10 protein-coding genes are annotated in these 16,975 nt (G+C 40.9%); 2 read left to right on the forward strand and 8 right to left on the reverse strand.

Translation table 11 applies throughout. From position 1 onward, the window contains the following. Positions 1 to 142: 142 nt before the first annotated feature. A complete protein-coding gene (locus tag MHH56_RS25930) occupies positions 143 to 922 on the reverse strand; it encodes a YheC/YheD family protein (protein ID WP_339204534.1) in 780 nt (259 codons plus the stop codon). 299 nt (positions 923 to 1,221) lie between these two features. On the opposite strand from MHH56_RS25930, the gene MHH56_RS25935 reads away from it, so the two are divergent. Further along, positions 1,222 to 2,523, forward strand: a complete 1,302-nt coding sequence (locus tag MHH56_RS25935) for a glycosyltransferase family 39 protein (RefSeq protein ID WP_339204537.1) — start codon at positions 1,222 to 1,224, stop codon at positions 2,521 to 2,523. A 635-nt stretch (positions 2,524 to 3,158) separates the two neighbouring features. On the opposite strand, the gene MHH56_RS25940 is transcribed toward MHH56_RS25935, so the two are convergent. The 7 genes from MHH56_RS25940 to MHH56_RS25970 form a co-directional block, all read right to left on the reverse strand. Continuing rightward, positions 3,159 to 4,037 carry a carbohydrate ABC transporter permease gene (locus MHH56_RS25940; protein ID WP_076267451.1) on the reverse strand — a complete coding sequence of 293 codons (879 nt, stop codon included), beginning with the start codon at positions 4,035 to 4,037 and terminating at the stop codon, positions 3,159 to 3,161. 82 nt (positions 4,038 to 4,119) lie between these two features. After that, the gene (locus MHH56_RS25945; RefSeq protein WP_076267739.1) at positions 4,120 to 4,980 is read right to left on the reverse strand and encodes an ABC transporter permease subunit; all 861 of its coding nucleotides are present in this window, start codon (positions 4,978 to 4,980) and stop codon (positions 4,120 to 4,122) included. Positions 4,981 to 5,315: 335 nt separating this feature from the next. Next, positions 5,316 to 7,013: a sugar ABC transporter gene (locus tag MHH56_RS25950; protein WP_339204539.1), complete on the reverse strand. Its 1,698-nt coding sequence runs from the start codon at positions 7,011 to 7,013 to the stop codon at positions 5,316 to 5,318. A 103-nt stretch (positions 7,014 to 7,116) separates the two neighbouring features. Further along, the gene (locus tag MHH56_RS25955; protein ID WP_339204541.1) at positions 7,117 to 8,757 is read right to left on the reverse strand and encodes a response regulator; all 1,641 of its coding nucleotides are present in this window, start codon (positions 8,755 to 8,757) and stop codon (positions 7,117 to 7,119) included. Positions 8,758 to 8,778: 21 nt separating this feature from the next. After that, complete coding sequence (locus MHH56_RS25960; RefSeq protein WP_076267448.1) at positions 8,779 to 10,494, reverse strand: histidine kinase; 1,716 nt, start codon at positions 10,492 to 10,494, stop codon at positions 8,779 to 8,781. Between the two features lie 378 nt (positions 10,495 to 10,872). Further along, positions 10,873 to 11,283, reverse strand: coding sequence for a carboxypeptidase-like regulatory domain-containing protein (locus tag MHH56_RS25965; protein ID WP_339209735.1), 411 nt, complete (start codon positions 11,281 to 11,283; stop codon positions 10,873 to 10,875). Positions 11,284 to 12,113: 830 nt separating this feature from the next. After that, the gene (locus MHH56_RS25970; protein WP_339204543.1) at positions 12,114 to 12,965 is read right to left on the reverse strand and encodes an AraC family transcriptional regulator; all 852 of its coding nucleotides are present in this window, start codon (positions 12,963 to 12,965) and stop codon (positions 12,114 to 12,116) included. Between the two features lie 245 nt (positions 12,966 to 13,210). On the opposite strand from MHH56_RS25970, the gene MHH56_RS25975 reads away from it, so the two are divergent. After that, the gene (locus MHH56_RS25975) at positions 13,211 to 16,690 is read left to right on the forward strand and encodes an Ig-like domain-containing protein (RefSeq protein WP_339204544.1); all 3,480 of its coding nucleotides are present in this window, start codon (positions 13,211 to 13,213) and stop codon (positions 16,688 to 16,690) included. Positions 16,691 to 16,975 lie beyond the last annotated feature (285 nt).

The raw sequence follows: 16,975 nt of genomic DNA on the forward strand, positions 1-16,975 counted from the left end.
TATTCTATCGCGATCATAAACGCACTAATAGCTATCTGAACAACTAAAAATGATACTTTTCAATCATTGGAGTAAGCGCAATCATTAATAAGTATAAAAAAAGCAGATCGAGAAATCGTCTCGATCTGCTTTACATTTTTTTTCATTTTGCATCGCGTCTTCCGTAGCTGGCAGCAAAATGTTTCATTTTTTTATAGGCCGAAGGATCAAGCTTTTTAAGGGGATGAAATTGCGGATGATTGGAATTCACCTCAAGAACCCATAACTGCTGCTTCTGATCATATGCAAAGTCGATGCCAAGCTCGTGCATACCCGATCGTTTTTTACTTAATGTCCGTGATATTCGCAGGGCCACCTTGCTTAGTCTGCTGATCCGCTTATCCGTTGCTTCAATAGAAAGTCCTTGCCTTTCTCCAAGTTTTTTCATCGAATAGATTGCTCCGTCTTGATAATAGTTCGTTACGATTTTATGGCGAGCTCCTACCTTTACCATTAAACCCGTACAAACCCACTTACCTTCCGGCTTCCGCTGAACCATCGCTCGAATATCGTAGGGACATCCATCCACGCGATCTAATGATATTCCTTTTTGAATAATAAGCTTACTCGATTTCATTTTCTTTATTTGCGAATAAGCTTCGGAAACGGAATTATAAAAATTTTTTATTTGTTTTTTCTTAACGATTGAATAAAGCTCATAACCCGAATTCACCCGTTTCAGCTTAAATATGCCCAAACCGAGTGAGCCAATATCTGGCTTGACATAAACGGTGTCATGACGGTTTAGCATCATCTGCAAGTGCTCACGGCTGAATGATACCGTATTCGGTACATACCGCTTCAATTTTTTATTCGCACATAAGTATTTGCAGACCCGCAGTTTTCCTCTTATATTGCGACTTGCATACTTTTTCTTATACACAAAAGTTCACCTCAGCTTACTTTATGACAGGATGAACAAGTGCAACTGTACGAACGTTTATAGACAGCAAATATACTAAATCCATTTTTCTTCCAACGGATTGGAACATTTTTCATATGATACACGTTATAATGGAGTTAATATAAGCGAAAGGTGAGCAGCAGAATAAAAACTAGGAATGATAGGAATGGTTGTAACTTGAAAGAACTCGTTTAACCCAAATAGACCCATTAGACACAAAGCTTGAGGTCACATTATTATTTATAAGTGTTATAAATCATGAAAAGCGGGGCAATGAAATGAAAATTTTTCAAAAAGTAGGCAATGAAGCACTTTTATACCGTATTATTTTAGCAGCTGTTGTTGTGTTTTTCATTGCAATAGGAACATTCATAACGTTTCAGCAAGGCAGCGATATGTATTTAGGCAATTTCGAAGAATATAATAACGATGATGTAAAATATATACGAAGTGCCGAGACATTGCTTAATGAAGGTACATTTACTTATCACAAAGTAGAAGATTCGACTGTATTTATTATGCCTGCCCTTACGATGGTGTTGGCATTTTGTATGAAGATATTTGGATATTGGAACGGAATTACCGCATTCCGCATTCTTCAAGTTTTAATGATGGCAGGAACGATGATTCTTCTTTATCAAGTTTGTCGACGATTTTTCCATGAACGAATTGGTGTCATAGCAATCCTACTGTTCGCGCTATATGCACCTAACTATATGGCAGCAAATTTGATTTTAACGGAGGCCTTTGGGCAGTTATTTTTATGGCTGTTTATTTATACCGGAATTGTAGCTGTAGATAAAAAGAAGTTGAGTTGGTTCGCCATTGCAGCAGTATGTTTAAGTATCGGGATATATGCAAGGCCAAACTTTGCACTCCTTCCGGTCGTATTTTTAATCTACATGCTAGTTAGAGGATATAAAATAAAAGAGATTATTAAACCTGCGATTGTAGTATCTGCTGTAATATTAATTTGCATTTCCCCTTGGTGGATAAGAAATGCTATCGTATTTGATAAGTTTATTCCGCTCACGCTCTCGTCCGGCAATCCATCTGTATTAGGAGCTATGATCGATTGGAGATATCCTGCTGGTGCAGAAGAGAAATTCAAAGAGGATTTTACGCGGTTAGGCGAGGCGAAAGATGCCATCGAATCCAATGAAATTCAAGCTGAGCTTGCCAAAAAAATTAGAAATTATGGATTTGAAACGGATCGCAATCGTTATATTAAACATTACACCGTTGATCGGGTAGTCGATATGGTCAAAGTACCTTATTATTGGAAGCCCGTACTTCATATTTCGAAACCCATCGTGGGCGTTTACCACTACGTGCTGCTATTGCTCGGAGTAATTGGATTGCTCATGACCGTTATTTTTAAAAGCAAACGCAAAGAACTATCTATATTGATAATAACCATTTTATATTTCATATTTACTTCGCTGCCATTTATTACATTTGAACGATACGGTTACTTCATTATGGCGTTTATCACGATATATGCAGCCTATCTCATTCATGAGCTAGTTGAAGCTGTGCGTTCGAAGAAGAGAAGTTCTTTGAGACAACCAAACCATTAGAGGGAGGAACCAACCTTTAAAGGCTTCTACCAAACCTTCAAAGGCTTTTCCAGACCTTATAGGATTAATACCGGACCTTCAAAGGACAAACACTTAAAGGATTACTACCAAACCTTCAAGGGCGTTTCGAACCCACCCAAACCCTCCCTTCCAAGGGAGGGCCCCAAGGGCTGCGCCCTCTGGACACCCGCAATTGGACTAACGTTAAAGCTAACCATGCGCTCGTTTGATCCATTTGTGTTGGAACGCTTTCGTCCCTTTGGGACACGCTTTACTTTGGGTGCATAATTCGCTGATTACTTCTATAAGGAACTGTATGATGCTTATTTTGCTGAAAACTACTTTGCTAAAGTTCTAACGAATCCTAGGGACGTTATCTCATGTTATTTGGGGTGATATGTGTTACTTTTCCCGAAATAACGATCCTGGGGTTCGTTAGATTGTTAATCTAATACGAAACGCTTGAATAAGAACTGCTCGGTTCGTTAGAGTTGGCAATCGCGTCGCTCTGCCTAAACTTCATCCATAAAACACAGAAATACAGAAGGGGCTGTTCCTAGCGTAGATAAATCTACGTTTGGAACAGCCCCTGTTTATTCGTTGGATATGAGTGAGTGCGTGCTGCGTTTACTCGATTACTCTTTGACCGAACCCATTACCAAGCCTTTAACAAAAAACTTTTGGAGGAATGGATATACGATAAGTATCGGGAGAGCGCCGATGAAGATTTGGGCTGATTTTACTGTTTTTTGTGAGATTAGCGCTAAATCAGCTGGGTTCATGCTCATCGAGCTCATATCGCGCTGGATGATGACCGTTTGAAGGAATGTGGCCAGCGGATAACGCTTTGGATCTCCGATATAAAGCAAGCCGTCAAACCATGAATTCCAATGAAAGACCATGCTGAACAAAGCGAGCGTTGCAATGGCCGGTAAAGAAACGGGTAGATAGATGCTGAACAATGTACGGAAATGTCCTGCTCCATCAATGAGCGCTGCTTCCTCCAGCTCCTTGGGTACTCCGCGGAAAAAGTTGAGCATGAGGATGGTTAAGAAGACATTAACCGCTCCTGGAAGCACGAGCACCCAAAAGTTGTCCATAAGGCCAATCTTTTGAATGACCATATAAAACGGGACAAGTCCCCCATTAAAGAGCATCGTGAATACGAACAGCCATGCATAAATATTTCTCCCGCGGAATGCGGTGTTTTCTTTGGATAGCGGATAAGCAGCCAAGAAAGCTAACAATAAAGTCAACAGCGTACCGATTACCGTCCTCTGAACGGCGATCCACATCGAGTTTAGAAAGATTGGATTGCTTGTCGTTTTTCGGTAAGCATCCAACGTAAAATCGACCGGCCATAGACCGACGATATTGGCATCCGCTGCCGCCTTTGCACTTAGCGAAACGGCAAGCACATGTAGCAGCGGAATCACACATAGCAGGGCAAGAACGATCAATAGGATCGTATTAAACGTGTTGAAAACGCGATAGGATGGTGATTTATGATACATTCGGCAGGTCCTCCTTTGGCTAGCGTAAACGGCCATCGCGTCCTCAGACGGCTAACTCGTTTCGCGATCTTGCTTATATTTTTTAAAAAATTCTGTAATTGGCTAGTTTGTAAGCAAGGCGATAGGAGATAACGACTAAGACAAAGCTGATCACCGATTTAAACAATCCGATTGCCGTACCAAAGCCCATTTCGCCGCTTAAAATAGCTGTGCGGTATACAAACGTATCAATAATATCGCCCTTCGCGTAAACCAAGGAATTATAAAGGTTGAAAATTTGATCGAAGCCCGCATTCAGCACGTTTCCGAGCGCCAGTGTACCGACTACAATAGCAATCGGAATCATCGACGGAACCGTAATATGAAGCGTCTGCTTCCAGCGGCTTGCGCCATCCACCTCTGCCGCCTCATAAAGCGATGGGTTTACGTTGGCAAGCGCTGCAAGGAATACAACGGTACCAAAACCAAACTCTTTCCACACATCAGAGAGGATAACGGTGAAGCGGAACCAGTCGCCATCGCCTAGGAAGAAGATCGGCTCAATTCCGAATATTCCTGTTAGGAGACGGTTCACCAGCCCGCCTTCCGTCGATAGAAGATCTGTAAGAATACCGCCCAAGATGACCCAAGATAAAAAATGCGGCAGATAGACTAACGTCTGTACAAAACGTTTGACAAGCTGTTTTCTAATTTCATTTAAAAGAATAGCGAATACGAATGGAGCAAAAAGATTCAGTACCATTTTGAAAATAGCGATGATTAGCGTGTTCCAGATCACCTGCAAGCTGTCTTGCCTCTCGAACAAATAGCGGAACTGATCCAGTCCAACCCATTCCGAGCCTGTCAGGCCTAGCCATGGTTTATAATCCTGAAAAGCCATTACAAGTCCACCCATTGGCAAGTATGCGAAGATGATTAGAAAGACGAGGGATGGAAGCACCATAAGATGGAATGGCCATTGCTTTATGAGGTAATAAAACAGCGGTTTTCCTTTTGATTTGACAACAGATACCGAAATGTCATCTTGTTGAATTGTTTGCTGCTGAGACATGTTTTGTTCCTCCCGCTGGATGAAATGCAGAACGCAATCAGCCTTTCACGGCACGTATGCATCGCGTTCCTTATATAAAAATTATATCAGCGACGGAAAAATTGAAGTAGCTAACAAACCCAACATTCATGGCACAAATGCAACCACTTTTGCGATCCAACATGTGAATTTAGCTTGCTGCATAACACAAAAAAATGCGGCCCCTCAGGGACCGCATTTCGTCAAGCTTATTTCGTTAAACTAGCATACCACTCATTAACTTCTTTCGTCATATCGTCGCCGCCGGATGACTTCCAGCTTTTCACGAATTCATCGAAAGCTTCAGCCGGTTTAGCGCCATAAATGATTTCGTTAAACGTTTGAGCTTCAATTTTTTTCAAATAGTCCATGCGTGATTTCATTGTTTTGGTAGGAGGTCCTACAAACATATCCTTCTTGGAAATCGCATCTTGCTCCATAACGACAGTTGCCGCAAGTGCCGTTTCCGGTCCATACTGTGCAACAACTTCCTTCTCGCGATAAGTTTTTGCTTCTTTACCGTCAGCTAGGTTAAGCAATGCTTTAAACTGTGCATCAGGAATACGCGCACCATCGCGTACAATGAAATAACGTAGTGGAGCCGTAATGGCACCGCCTGGAACATCATCCAAGTACAGCGGTTTGCCGCTAGCATCAAGAGCGTAATCATAACCTTCAAAAGCGCCTAGCTCGAACGGGCTTCCTTCTTGCGGGTCCGCTAGGTTGTCGAATAGATAGTTCTCGTAAGTGAAGAAAGCTTCTGGATTTTTCATATCTTTATTGATCAGAATAACGCCATTTACAAAGGAAGTGCCGTGACGCATTGCTTTACCGTCTTCACCAGTTGGAATCGCATAAGGCTTCCATACTGCGCCTTCAGCATTTTTTGCTGTATCCAGCAGCGGCCAGCCGCTCATCCAGTAAGGTCCAGGGATAATGCCTGCTGTTCCAGCTACAGCTGGTTCAGACGTTTTATTCTCATCCCACAGTGCTGCTTCTTTCGGAATATAACCTTTGTCGCGCCATTCTTTAAGCTTAATTAGGCCTTGCTTCATTCCTGCGTTCGTAGAACCGTATTCCAAAGTTCCATCCGCTGCCACATTCCATTGTGCAGGAAGTGTGCCATATGCGCCAAATACCCATGATGGATCACCCATCCAAGTGTTCATCGACGTTTTAAAGCCAACGCTTAGTGGAACAACTTTTTCTGGCGACAATCCTTGTGGATTATTGTTTTTAAAAGCTTCCATTACCGTTTCCAGCTCAGCAATCGTTTTTGGAGCTTTCAAATTAAGCTTATCCATCCAGTCTTGACGAATCCAGAGCACATAGTCGTTGTTGTAAGCATAATCAAGTAAAGGGATACCGATTCGTTTTCCATCACGCATGTAAGCATTCCATACGCTGGTATCAAGATTCATTGCCGCTTTCCATTTCTCGCCGGCATATTTATCGAACAGCTCGCCTGCGTCTTGGAACATGCCGGAGTCAATTAGATCTTGTGCCAGCAGCTTGTCGCCAACGACAGCAACATCCGGCATTTTTTGCCCTGAAGACATCGCAAGGCGCATTTTTGTTGCAAATGCTCCATTTGTATCTGTCACAGACCAAAGGGAATCTACTTTAATACCAAGCGTATCGAGCGCCCATTTTGTTGCCACGTTGTTTTCAATCGTTTCTCCCTCACGGAAGGTTAGCGCAGGGTCGACTCCCCATACAGTGGAAATCGTAACCGGCGGATCGTATTTCTCTTTGTAAGGGTTTTCCTCATTGCCCGCGGTAGTGTTATCGCTTGGCTTATTCGACGGCTCTGCCTTGTTGCCGCTGTTCGAGCAGCCAATGATGGCTGATACGATTAGAAGCATACAAAGCATGAACGTGAACCGTTTCTTTGTTTTCATATTCATTGTAATCCCCCTCATGATTATGTTCTACATGCTTAATTATAGGCTTAGGGGCAATTTCAGCCTATGACACAAAGCGAACATATCAGCACCTTTTACAACCACTTTACTGTTCGCGAAACTCCTGAGGTGTCATACCATAATATTTTTTGAACGTTTTGCTAAAATATTGCGGATTCTGATAACCAAGCTCACTCGTTATTTCATATATTTTTTTGTTCGTATTTTTCAGCAAATAAAGCGCCCGCTCCATCTTCATTCCGATGATCCATTCACTTAAGCTTTCTCCCGTTTCCGCTTTAAATACTTTCGAGAGATAGACCGGATGAAGAAACACGCGATCAGCAATCGTTTTTACAGTCGTATCTAAGCTAAGGTTGTTCGCAACAATTTCCTGCACCTGCTTAACGATAAAGCTTTTGGAGCTCTCCTCTTTCACTGAGAGCACGCTTTGCAGCTTATGCAATACACCAATTGACCAATCTTCCAGCCGATCAGGCGATAGTACAACCGTTTGATCCAAAATAAAATCGATACCCAGCTCATTGATTTGGGATACGTATTGGCCCTGTCTATGCGTAATATACATAAAAGCATTGGTAAGCGCTAAGTATACCTCGTATAGATGCTCTCTTGAGAATCTTGTATTTTTCAAATCGGCAAAAACATCTTTAATTTTCTGCTCTACCGCATCCCAGCGCTTCGACTCCAGCAAGGTTATCATCGTAGGCGGCTTATATAAGCTTTCCATCGATTTAACAAAAGTGTTGTCCTTGCCCGAGCGATCCTCCAAATAATGAATAGAGTGCTGTTCTTCATTTGCAATCATGAACATCGCCCCTAGACCTGAACGATACGCAGTCGTAATCGCACTTGGAAACTCGAACCAATCCGTAACGACAATGGAGATATCTCCTTTGAGATAGTTGCTCACATTTGTACGAAGCTTCTTGGTTGCTTCGGCAAGTATCGTTTTACGTAAATTGCGGCTTTCCACACTATATTCTGACTTCTCGCCTGCTTCCGTTTTAGGCTGCGCCATAATAAGCAAATATTCATGTGGCGCTTTGCAATGCCATACATGGAAATGCTGAGCAAACGACTCCTCCGCTATATTCCCTACGGCAAACTCCATAAGTGAGGAAGAGCTATAATCCAGATGTGAAAATTGTTTGCCCAGTTGGACGAGCATCATGACGGTTGGACGTTCTATCTCAAGAGAAATTTCGTATTGCGTCAGCTTCTCTTTAATCGTCTTTGGCGAAAGCTGTCTGCCTAATACCAAGTCGACCATAAAATTGGCGCGCAGCACCTTGAAATCAGATTTGCGATCATACAGCAGCTGCTGATATTTCTCTGCCTGCTCCCATTCATCCTTTAACGCTTCGATTGCTCCCGATATCGTTTTCACAAATTCATCGTCATTTACCGGCTTTAATATATAATCAAATGCTTGAAGCTGAACGGCCTTTTTGGCGTATTGAAAATCAGAATGCCCTGTAAGCAAAATGCATTTGATGTTAGGCCAGCGCTGGCTGATCTCTTGAACAAGCTCAAGCCCGTTCATTTCCGGCATCGCAATATCGGTTACGACAATATCTATCGAGTTTTCTTCAAGAAGCTCCAACGCTTCAAAGGCAGATGTCGCTTGATACACGCTTTTCACGCCAATCGAGAGCCAGGGAATGGTCTTCTCCAAGCTTCCTGTAACATACGACTCATCATCAATCAATAAAATTTCAATCATTTGAAAACCCCTTTTTTTTATCTAGCTTGGTGACCAAGTAATCGTGACTTTTAGACCTCCAAGATTTGAGGATGAGAAGCTGACCCCTGCTGATCCGCGAAATCTTAAGTGCATGCGCTGATGAACATTCCATAGCCCGCAGCCCATTTGCTCATCCATTTGATTTTGCATTTTGTGCTGAAGAATAAGAATATCCTCCATGCTCATCCCCTTGCCGTCATCCTCTACGACAAGCCGTGCTCCTTCTTCATGCCACTCTCCCGTTATTTGAATAATAGATGCATCCGTCCATGCCTCAATACCATGAATAACTGCATTCTCAACGAGCGGCTGCAGCATCAGCGGCGGTATTTCAAGATGGCGCATATCCGCAGGCAAGCTGATCGAATACTGCAGTCGCGGCATGCGCATTTTTTGAATTTCCAAATAGCTGGTCACAAAATTAATTTCCTCTGACATCGCAACAAGATCGCGTTCCTGCCTTGTCGTATAACGGTAATAGTTGGACAAATGATGCGACATGGCAACGACTGCTTCATTCTTTTCAAGCTTGGCCATACTCGAGATGAACGAGAAGCAATTATAGAAGAAATGCGGATTAATTTGTGATTGCAGCTGTTTTAAACGTGCTTCCCGCACATGAATTTTTTCCAAATATACCGTTTCAAACAGCTCTTGAATTTGAGCGACCATTAAGTTGAAGCGCGTATAAAGAAAACCAAACTCGCTCCTGCCGCGCGGCTTCATTCGAACCGAATAATCACCATTTTTCAGCTTCTGAAAACCAACGATGAGATGCTTAATAGGAACCTGTACCTGCGCATATAAAAGATAAGCAGCGATGCAGCATAACAGCAATAAACCTGCCAAAGATACATAAAATAATTGATTAGTTTTTTGAATAGGCCGAATGATTTCGGAAATCGGAATATAATCAATCAAATGCCAACCAATCGTTTCTGACTTCACGATATTGACCAAATATTTTTCCCCGCCCAAATCAATCGTACGGCTTTCCAAGTCCTGAAGCGGCTGTTGCTTCAACAAATGGATCACGTTGTTCGTCAGTTCCTTATCTGCCGAGCGATTATAAATAACGCCGACGCCTTCCAAATAATAAAATGGCTCTCGGCGGCCATCGCTCTTGAACTTGTCCAGCATATCTTTAATGTTCGAGCTGTCGAACTGCACCTCAATGACCAGGTTCGAGCTGCTTGGGTCCAAGTAACTGGAATACGGTGTTACCGCATAACGAGAGAAAACAAATTCATTATTTTCAGCAGCCTTCACTTGCCAGCCAGGCTTTAATCTTTTTTTCAAATCGGCGTCATCATAAAGCACAACGTCATTATCCGAAATATCTCTATGGAGAATCGGTGAATAGATATGAAGGCTGCTTCGCCACTTCGATGAATTTTGCTGAATGGCCAGCTTCGTTTGAATTCGTTTGATCAAAGTAATCATGCCCAGACTCAGCTCCGGCATTTCCGTAAAAATATCGCGAAGCGACGAAATATCTGGGTCCTGTATCAATAAATCAGGCCAAAGGGCCATCGAATCGATGCTTGTATTGACTTGATTCTGAAAGAATAGGAGCTGATTCGTGTTCGACTTGTTAAGCTCCTCGCCAAGAATGTCGGTGCTGGTCTTATTAGAGTAGAAATAGAGCAGCATAATCGGAACCAGCATAATAATGATTAAAGCGACGATTTTAGTAAATAAATTAATTTTAGGCATATTGCTTTGCACCTCTGCTGGATGTCATTTGGGCTGCTGCTTAAAAATCATTTTCTTCCTCTTCACCATACGTGGACATTCCATTCAATTCAACCCGTAAAATCGAAATGTATGTTATGTTTTTACAACCACTTTATTGCACAACATTTCTATTCTTTCAAAAAAAGAACCGGATTATCGGTTTTTACTCCGACATCCCAGTTCTTTCGTTTACGTTAATTGTTATATTTGTACGCAAACATGGAGGGCAGCGCGTTTCCTTCAAAATCAAACAGCGTCGTGTTTATGCTGGGCTTATATACTCCTTAAATAGATTAGGTGCTAGCGAAATCGTTGTAATACCCGTATTGAAGATAATGGATTGCAGGTCCTCTTTGGCTAGATCGGCAATCTGTTTGCTTCAATATTGGCTACAATACCAGTAGCTCCCGCTGTCGGCAGCGCGTTAACCGTGATCGTGTGATCTTTATCGTTCATCGCTCCCTGCTTCAAATCCACCTTTACAACCTGCGTTGTTGGCGTAGGTTGTGGCGTCACTGGCGTAGCCAGCGTCGTTGGTGTTGGCTCTGGCTCAACCTCTTCTGCCAGAACTATCGTCACTCCCGATGTAGTCTGTTTATCGGTCACAACGATCCCAGCTGCTGTATTTGATTGATAACCTGCTTTGCTCGCTTCAATCGCATAACCTGTTCCTTGCGGCATATCTGATAAAGTGAATTCACCTGATGCATTGGTCACTGCCGCATATTTCACTCCGTTAACTACGGTTCTCACGACAGCATTCGCCAGCTTATTGCCCCTTCGCCTTTTACCTCACCGCTAATCGCTCCGGTTCCTTCACCTAGGAATCCTAAGGCAACAGCATCAATTAATGCCCAGTTTACAGTATAGGCATCAGCGTAGAAGCCAATAGTAAGCTCTCCATGCTCTGAGGTGAGCTCGTATCTGCTGAATATGGTCCATTATCGTTCAGTTAACCGCACGCATTTGGTCGAGACGCTTACGTTCCTTCTCAGATAGTTCATTCATATTTTGAAAAGACCTGAATGTGGTATCGAATACGACATTGTTTGATTTTGAGGGTAAAGTATTGCCTGCTCATGATGCATACAAGCTGAATACTGAAGGATCTACCGTTAATTTTGAAGGAGCGACAGTCAAAGGTAACTGAAATATTGATTTGGCTGATAAAGCGAAAATGAGCGGTCAAGGTATAGTCGATATTAATGCCATTCAATCCGGAAATTCACAACAAGACGGACATACAAAAGATCAGATTATTTGAATGTTGCAGCAAACCCTGAAGCGACTTTCACGGTCAAATCCTTCGAGAATTTTCCTATGGAATGAAAAGAAGGAACGAAAGCAACCTATACGATGAATGGATCAATTACTTTACGAGGAATATCGAAGTCGTGACTTTTGAAACAGAAGCATTATATAGCGATCACTTAAATTAGAAGGTAAAACGGTAGTGACCTTTAATGATTTCAATATGAAAAATCCACATACCATCGTACTTGATACGGAGAATGATGTAACCGTTCAGTTCCAGCTCAATTTAAAGAATAGAATTTTGACTCCACGCCAGCTGTAATCACAGCTGTTTTTTTGTGTGATTAAGTTTTCTCACTGGTTCGGCTCAATTTTCGATATTGAAGTGGTGAGATTCCAACCGTACATTTAAATATCCGTCCAAAATGAGTCAAGTTTTCAAATCCTACACGAGTAGCTATGTCTAACACAGATAATTTGGATTCCTGTAGAAGAGAACGAGCTTCTTTCATGCGAATGTTATTTAAGTACTCAATACATGTAAATCCAGTAACTTTCTTAAACGTTCGACTTAAATGAGAAGAACTTATACAAAAGCTTTGAGACAAATCAACTAATGATAAACGCTTATCATAGTTAAGATTAATAAACTCCAAAATCCGATAAATTTTGTTATTTGCTCGATTCGACTCAATCTGGTAGTCGTTTAAACCCATATCTACTTTTCGTTTGAGAAACAGTAGAAGTTCCGTCAATAAGATTTTTTGGTAATAATCATAACCAGGTAATTTATTCTTATCTTCCTGAATCATTTTATTAAAATGATTTTCAATAAAGCTTTGGTCATATCCCCCTAGTTTAATTGCATTGGAATGGGAATGAAAATAGGAGAAAAGATTGCATCCTTCGTTTTCAATAATAAAGGTACTAAGAAAGTCTTTTTTAAAAACTAAAGTTACTCTTTCGAAGGCAGCACCATTTAAATTAACCAGCTTGTGTAAGTCATTCATGTTGATAAACAATAAAACTCCACTCACAATTTGGTAGGTTCTATTTTCGATATAATAGTAAATTTGACCTGAGATTAAATAGATAATTTCATAGGCATCGTGATAATGAGCAGAGGATATGCTGGAGTGAGTTTTCTTCTCACGGCTAATGTAAAACGGTAGAGATTCATAAAAATTGATTGCCATAGACAACCACTCCCTTTTTCAGTTGAGAGTAATATTCGAGGGGAAATCAAGTTTTGAAAACATTACATTTAGATCTACTGTTCATAGTATAACATCTTTCTCATTTCAAAAAAGGTTGTGCAAAGAAAATAGCAGTATACGTAGAAAATTAACTTTTTACGGAAAATAGGAAGAGATTGTATGTTCTATACTGCGATATATTGCAAATGAGACTTTCAAATAAAAATGGAAAAGAGGTAATACGGATGAAAATTAAAATTTTTTTGAAAAGGAGATTACATTACGTCCTATCCGTTCTACTTGTTCTTGTTTTGATGCCATTCCATGCAATAGGAGCTGCAGTCGCATATGAACAACCAGTTGAGATGGGAATATCATCGCTTCCTGAAGTCATTGCGGAGTGGAACTTTACCAGCGCGGGATCGCAAGGGATAATACCAGCATCGTCTGGTGTGAAACAACAAGTCTCTACCATTCAGGCAATTGGAGGTCCTACCTTCGAGGCACTTGTATCAACGGACAATAGTATTAAATATCAAGGCTGGAACAATGGTGCAAACACGAAATATTGGTTAGCTACGCTATCTACGAAAGATTATGAGAACATTACTTTATCCTCTGAGCAAACGTCATCAGGGTCAGGCCCTCGTGATTTTAAAGTTCAAATGAGTACGGATAAACAATCATGGACGGATGTAACAGGTGGTGGGCTAACTTTAATAACGAGCAGTTTTAACTGTACAACATGTAAACTACAGGATACACCTTTTCAGGCAAGCAATCAGAATTTATTATATATCCGCTGGCTGGTTACTTCTACTCAAGCCACGAACCCAAGTAATCCAGCTGTTGGTGCTTTCGGTTCAAGCTTACTAAAAGGTGTAATTGTTAAAGGTACTCGGATCGATGTCGGTACTGAAACACCAACAAACGATGTAAACAGAACACCTGTAGAAAACGCTAGCGGTCAAACAGAAGATGCGCTCGTCTCAATTAAATTTAACAAAGGCATTAGCCTCAACACAGGATATAACCCAACAATTATCGATAACCAAGGAACGGCATTAAATGGCCTAACGACAGCTGTGACTAATGATACTTTGATCATTAATCATCCTAATTTTGTGAATGGAATGACCTATACCGTAACGGTTCCTAAGGAACTTGTGAAAGGCGTTGATGGTGTAGCCCTTACATCCAACATTACGTGGAACTTTTCAATTAGAAATAATGCTACCAATGAGCCAATTGCTCTAGCAGAATGGATATTTGCAAACGGAGGGACCAACGGTAGTTTTCCAGCTACGAGTGGTCTAAACAAATCAACATCCACATTTACAAACGTAGGTGGCGTATTTGAAGCTTACGATAGTGTCAATAAAGCGGTCAGCTATCAAGGCTGGAACGGCAGTGGAAGTAAATATTGGCTTGCAGCCGTTTCTACATTGGGTTATGAGAACATCACTTTATCATCCATACAAAACTCTTCAGGAACGGGACCACGCGATTTCAAAGTCCAGACGAGTACAAACAATCAGACATGGCAGGATGTACCAAATGCAAATCTAAAGATGGTAATCTCAAGTTTTGATTGTGGCGGTAATACATGCAAACTATTAAACGTTCCGATTCCAAATGCAGCAAATCAGAATATGTTGTACATTCGTTGGTTAGTAAGTTCAAATGTAAATACCAAAGGTGAAGTGGGTTCTATAGGCAGCTTTGGTTCCAGCAGAATTAAAGATATTCGCGTAAAGGGGAGTCTAATCTCAGGAACTAATCCAGGGACTCCAACCATAGATGAAGTTGTCCAACCTGTAAACGGTGCAGTAAATGTCCCAATTGGTAGTCCAGTTACTGTAAAATTCAATAAACCAATTAGCCTTGTTCAAGGGTACTCGGCAATAATTAAAGACAGTAGCAGCATCCCATTAAGCAACGTAACTTTTGAAATCACAAATAACAACACTCTAAAAATGAATCATCCCAACTTTGCAAGTGGTAAGACATATACAGTATCAGTACCTAAAGAACTTATCAAAGGACAAGATAATTTACCTCTGATTCGAGATGTATCTTGGAGTTTTACCGTTCAGAGTTCGACTACTACACCAGTTATTCCGAAGTTAATCAATATGACATTTAATGGAGATCCGAAAACAAGTGTTGCACTTGCCTGGTATACGGATGTAATGACGGACACGGTCGTTCAAGTGATGCCAGCTTCTGCAGTACAGGGCGGTGTGTTCCCAGAGGTTGGTGCAACTACTTATCAAGGAAACTCGGAGAAAATTGAAACTTATGTGATCAAAGCAGACAGAACTACAAAGAAGAAAACAAATTATTACGCTCATAAAGCTATCGCAAACAACTTAACCCCAGGAACTGCTTACAAATATCGTGTAGGTAATGGATCTTCGAACAGCTGGAGTCAGATCGGCTCATTCACAACTGATACTTTAGCAAATCAACCCTATCATTTCATAGCAGGCTCAGATTCTCAAGCCTCTAGTCGATCCGGTTTTGAACCATGGGCAGATACTTTCAAGAAAGCGAAATTACAAATAGGCGATCCTAAATTTATTATTAACGCAGGTGATTTGGTAGACAATGGGGATTTGGAGGAGCAATGGCAATGGATGCTCGGTCTAGCACAGAATGAACTTACAACTGTGCCAATAGTTCCAGTGCTCGGAGGCCATGAAGTCGAGGATTATACTGGAGATGAGACCACACCAAACAATAACTTCTATAATCATTTTAACTTACCTAAACAGGTTATTACTGGTACTGACGATGGTTCTGTTTACTCTTTTGAATATGGAGATGCACTATATATCATATTTAATTCACAATATGAAGGAGGACTTAACAGTAACGGAACAGTGAAGTGGGTAGATCAACAATATTTGGATCAAGTGAAATGGATGAAAAATGTCGTTGCAAAAAGTGATAAGAAGTGGAAATTCGTTACATTCCACAAAGGTCCTTATGGAGCAGGAGATAATTCTGGACAATATGAAGACGAAAGGGTTCAATTTTACAAGAAACATCTTGTACCTGCCTTTGATGAGATGGGAATTGATATGGTGTTTGAAGCTCACGATCATATGTATATGAGATCTTTCCAAATGTATAATGATCTAGTTGTTCCACCATCACAAATTACAAAAGATAGTGAAGGAAATGCAATTAATCCTAAAGGCACAATCTATCTGATGTCGAATGCATTTGGAAATAAATTTTACACGAAGTATCCAGGTTATAATGATTATTTCGCAGCCAAAAATTTACAACCTAACAAAAAAATGTTCACCGATGTTTATGTATCCGATCAAGTGCTTAAATTTACAGCTTATACAGCTGCAGTAGCAGATGAAGGATCGGGCAATAATGGCGTAAAGGCATATGATAATTATGGGATTAGAAGAACAGATGTTAAGCCAACGGTCGTTACGAATGCTAGTGTTGTACGAAATGATACTAACGCCGTTATTTCATGGAGCCCTCCTGTAGGAAGTACAGAACCTGTTAGAGGTTTTAGAATCTATGAAAAAAATGACAAGGCGTCCAAACACTGGAGTGAGTATATCCCGGTAATAGCAGGTAGAACGCAGTACAGTTTTACTGTAAACAACGTGAATTCGACTACGAAATACGATTTTATCATTAAAGCAGTGGGTTCGAGATTAAATTCAGATCCTGTCGAGGTAAGCACAAATTAACGAAAGGCAAGGAAAGCTACGATGATTACTTCGAATCGAAATCATACTGATAAATAATTTCTCAAAAAATGGTCGATGGGAAGCATTAAAGCTTACTTTTAGTGAATAAGATTAACTGAGTCACTTTAATATTGAGTGGCTCTTTTTTTTGTATTATTCATTGATCCAGCAGATGATCAAAAGCTGCCAAAGCAAACTACTATGGGCGAAAATGAGCGCCATGCGTGAAGCAAATTTCAAATAACTTTACTTCACAGAATACAGGTTCTATGAAGTGAAAAAAAT

The organism is Paenibacillus sp. FSL K6-3182 (genome assembly GCF_037976325.1).
Classification (GTDB): Bacteria; Bacillota; Bacilli; order Paenibacillales; family Paenibacillaceae; genus Pristimantibacillus.

Coding starts and splice junctions, on each gene's coding strand:
- MHH56_RS25940 (WP_076267451.1), bottom strand. CDS start 4,037: ATGTATCATAAATCACCATCCTATCGCGTTTTCAACACGTTTAATACG.
- MHH56_RS25970 (WP_339204543.1), bottom strand. CDS start 12,965: ATGGCAATCAATTTTTATGAATCTCTACCGTTTTACATTAGCCGTGAG.
- MHH56_RS25950 (WP_339204539.1), bottom strand. CDS start 7,013: ATGAATATGAAAACAAAGAAACGGTTCACGTTCATGCTTTGTATGCTT.
- MHH56_RS25975 (WP_339204544.1), top strand. CDS start 13,211: ATGAAAATTAAAATTTTTTTGAAAAGGAGATTACATTACGTCCTATCC.
- MHH56_RS25935 (WP_339204537.1), top strand. CDS start 1,222: ATGAAAATTTTTCAAAAAGTAGGCAATGAAGCACTTTTATACCGTATT.
- MHH56_RS25955 (WP_339204541.1), bottom strand. CDS start 8,757: ATGATTGAAATTTTATTGATTGATGATGAGTCGTATGTTACAGGAAGC.
- MHH56_RS25945 (WP_076267739.1), bottom strand. CDS start 4,980: ATGGTGCTTCCATCCCTCGTCTTTCTAATCATCTTCGCATACTTGCCA.
- MHH56_RS25960 (WP_076267448.1), bottom strand. CDS start 10,494: ATGCCTAAAATTAATTTATTTACTAAAATCGTCGCTTTAATCATTATT.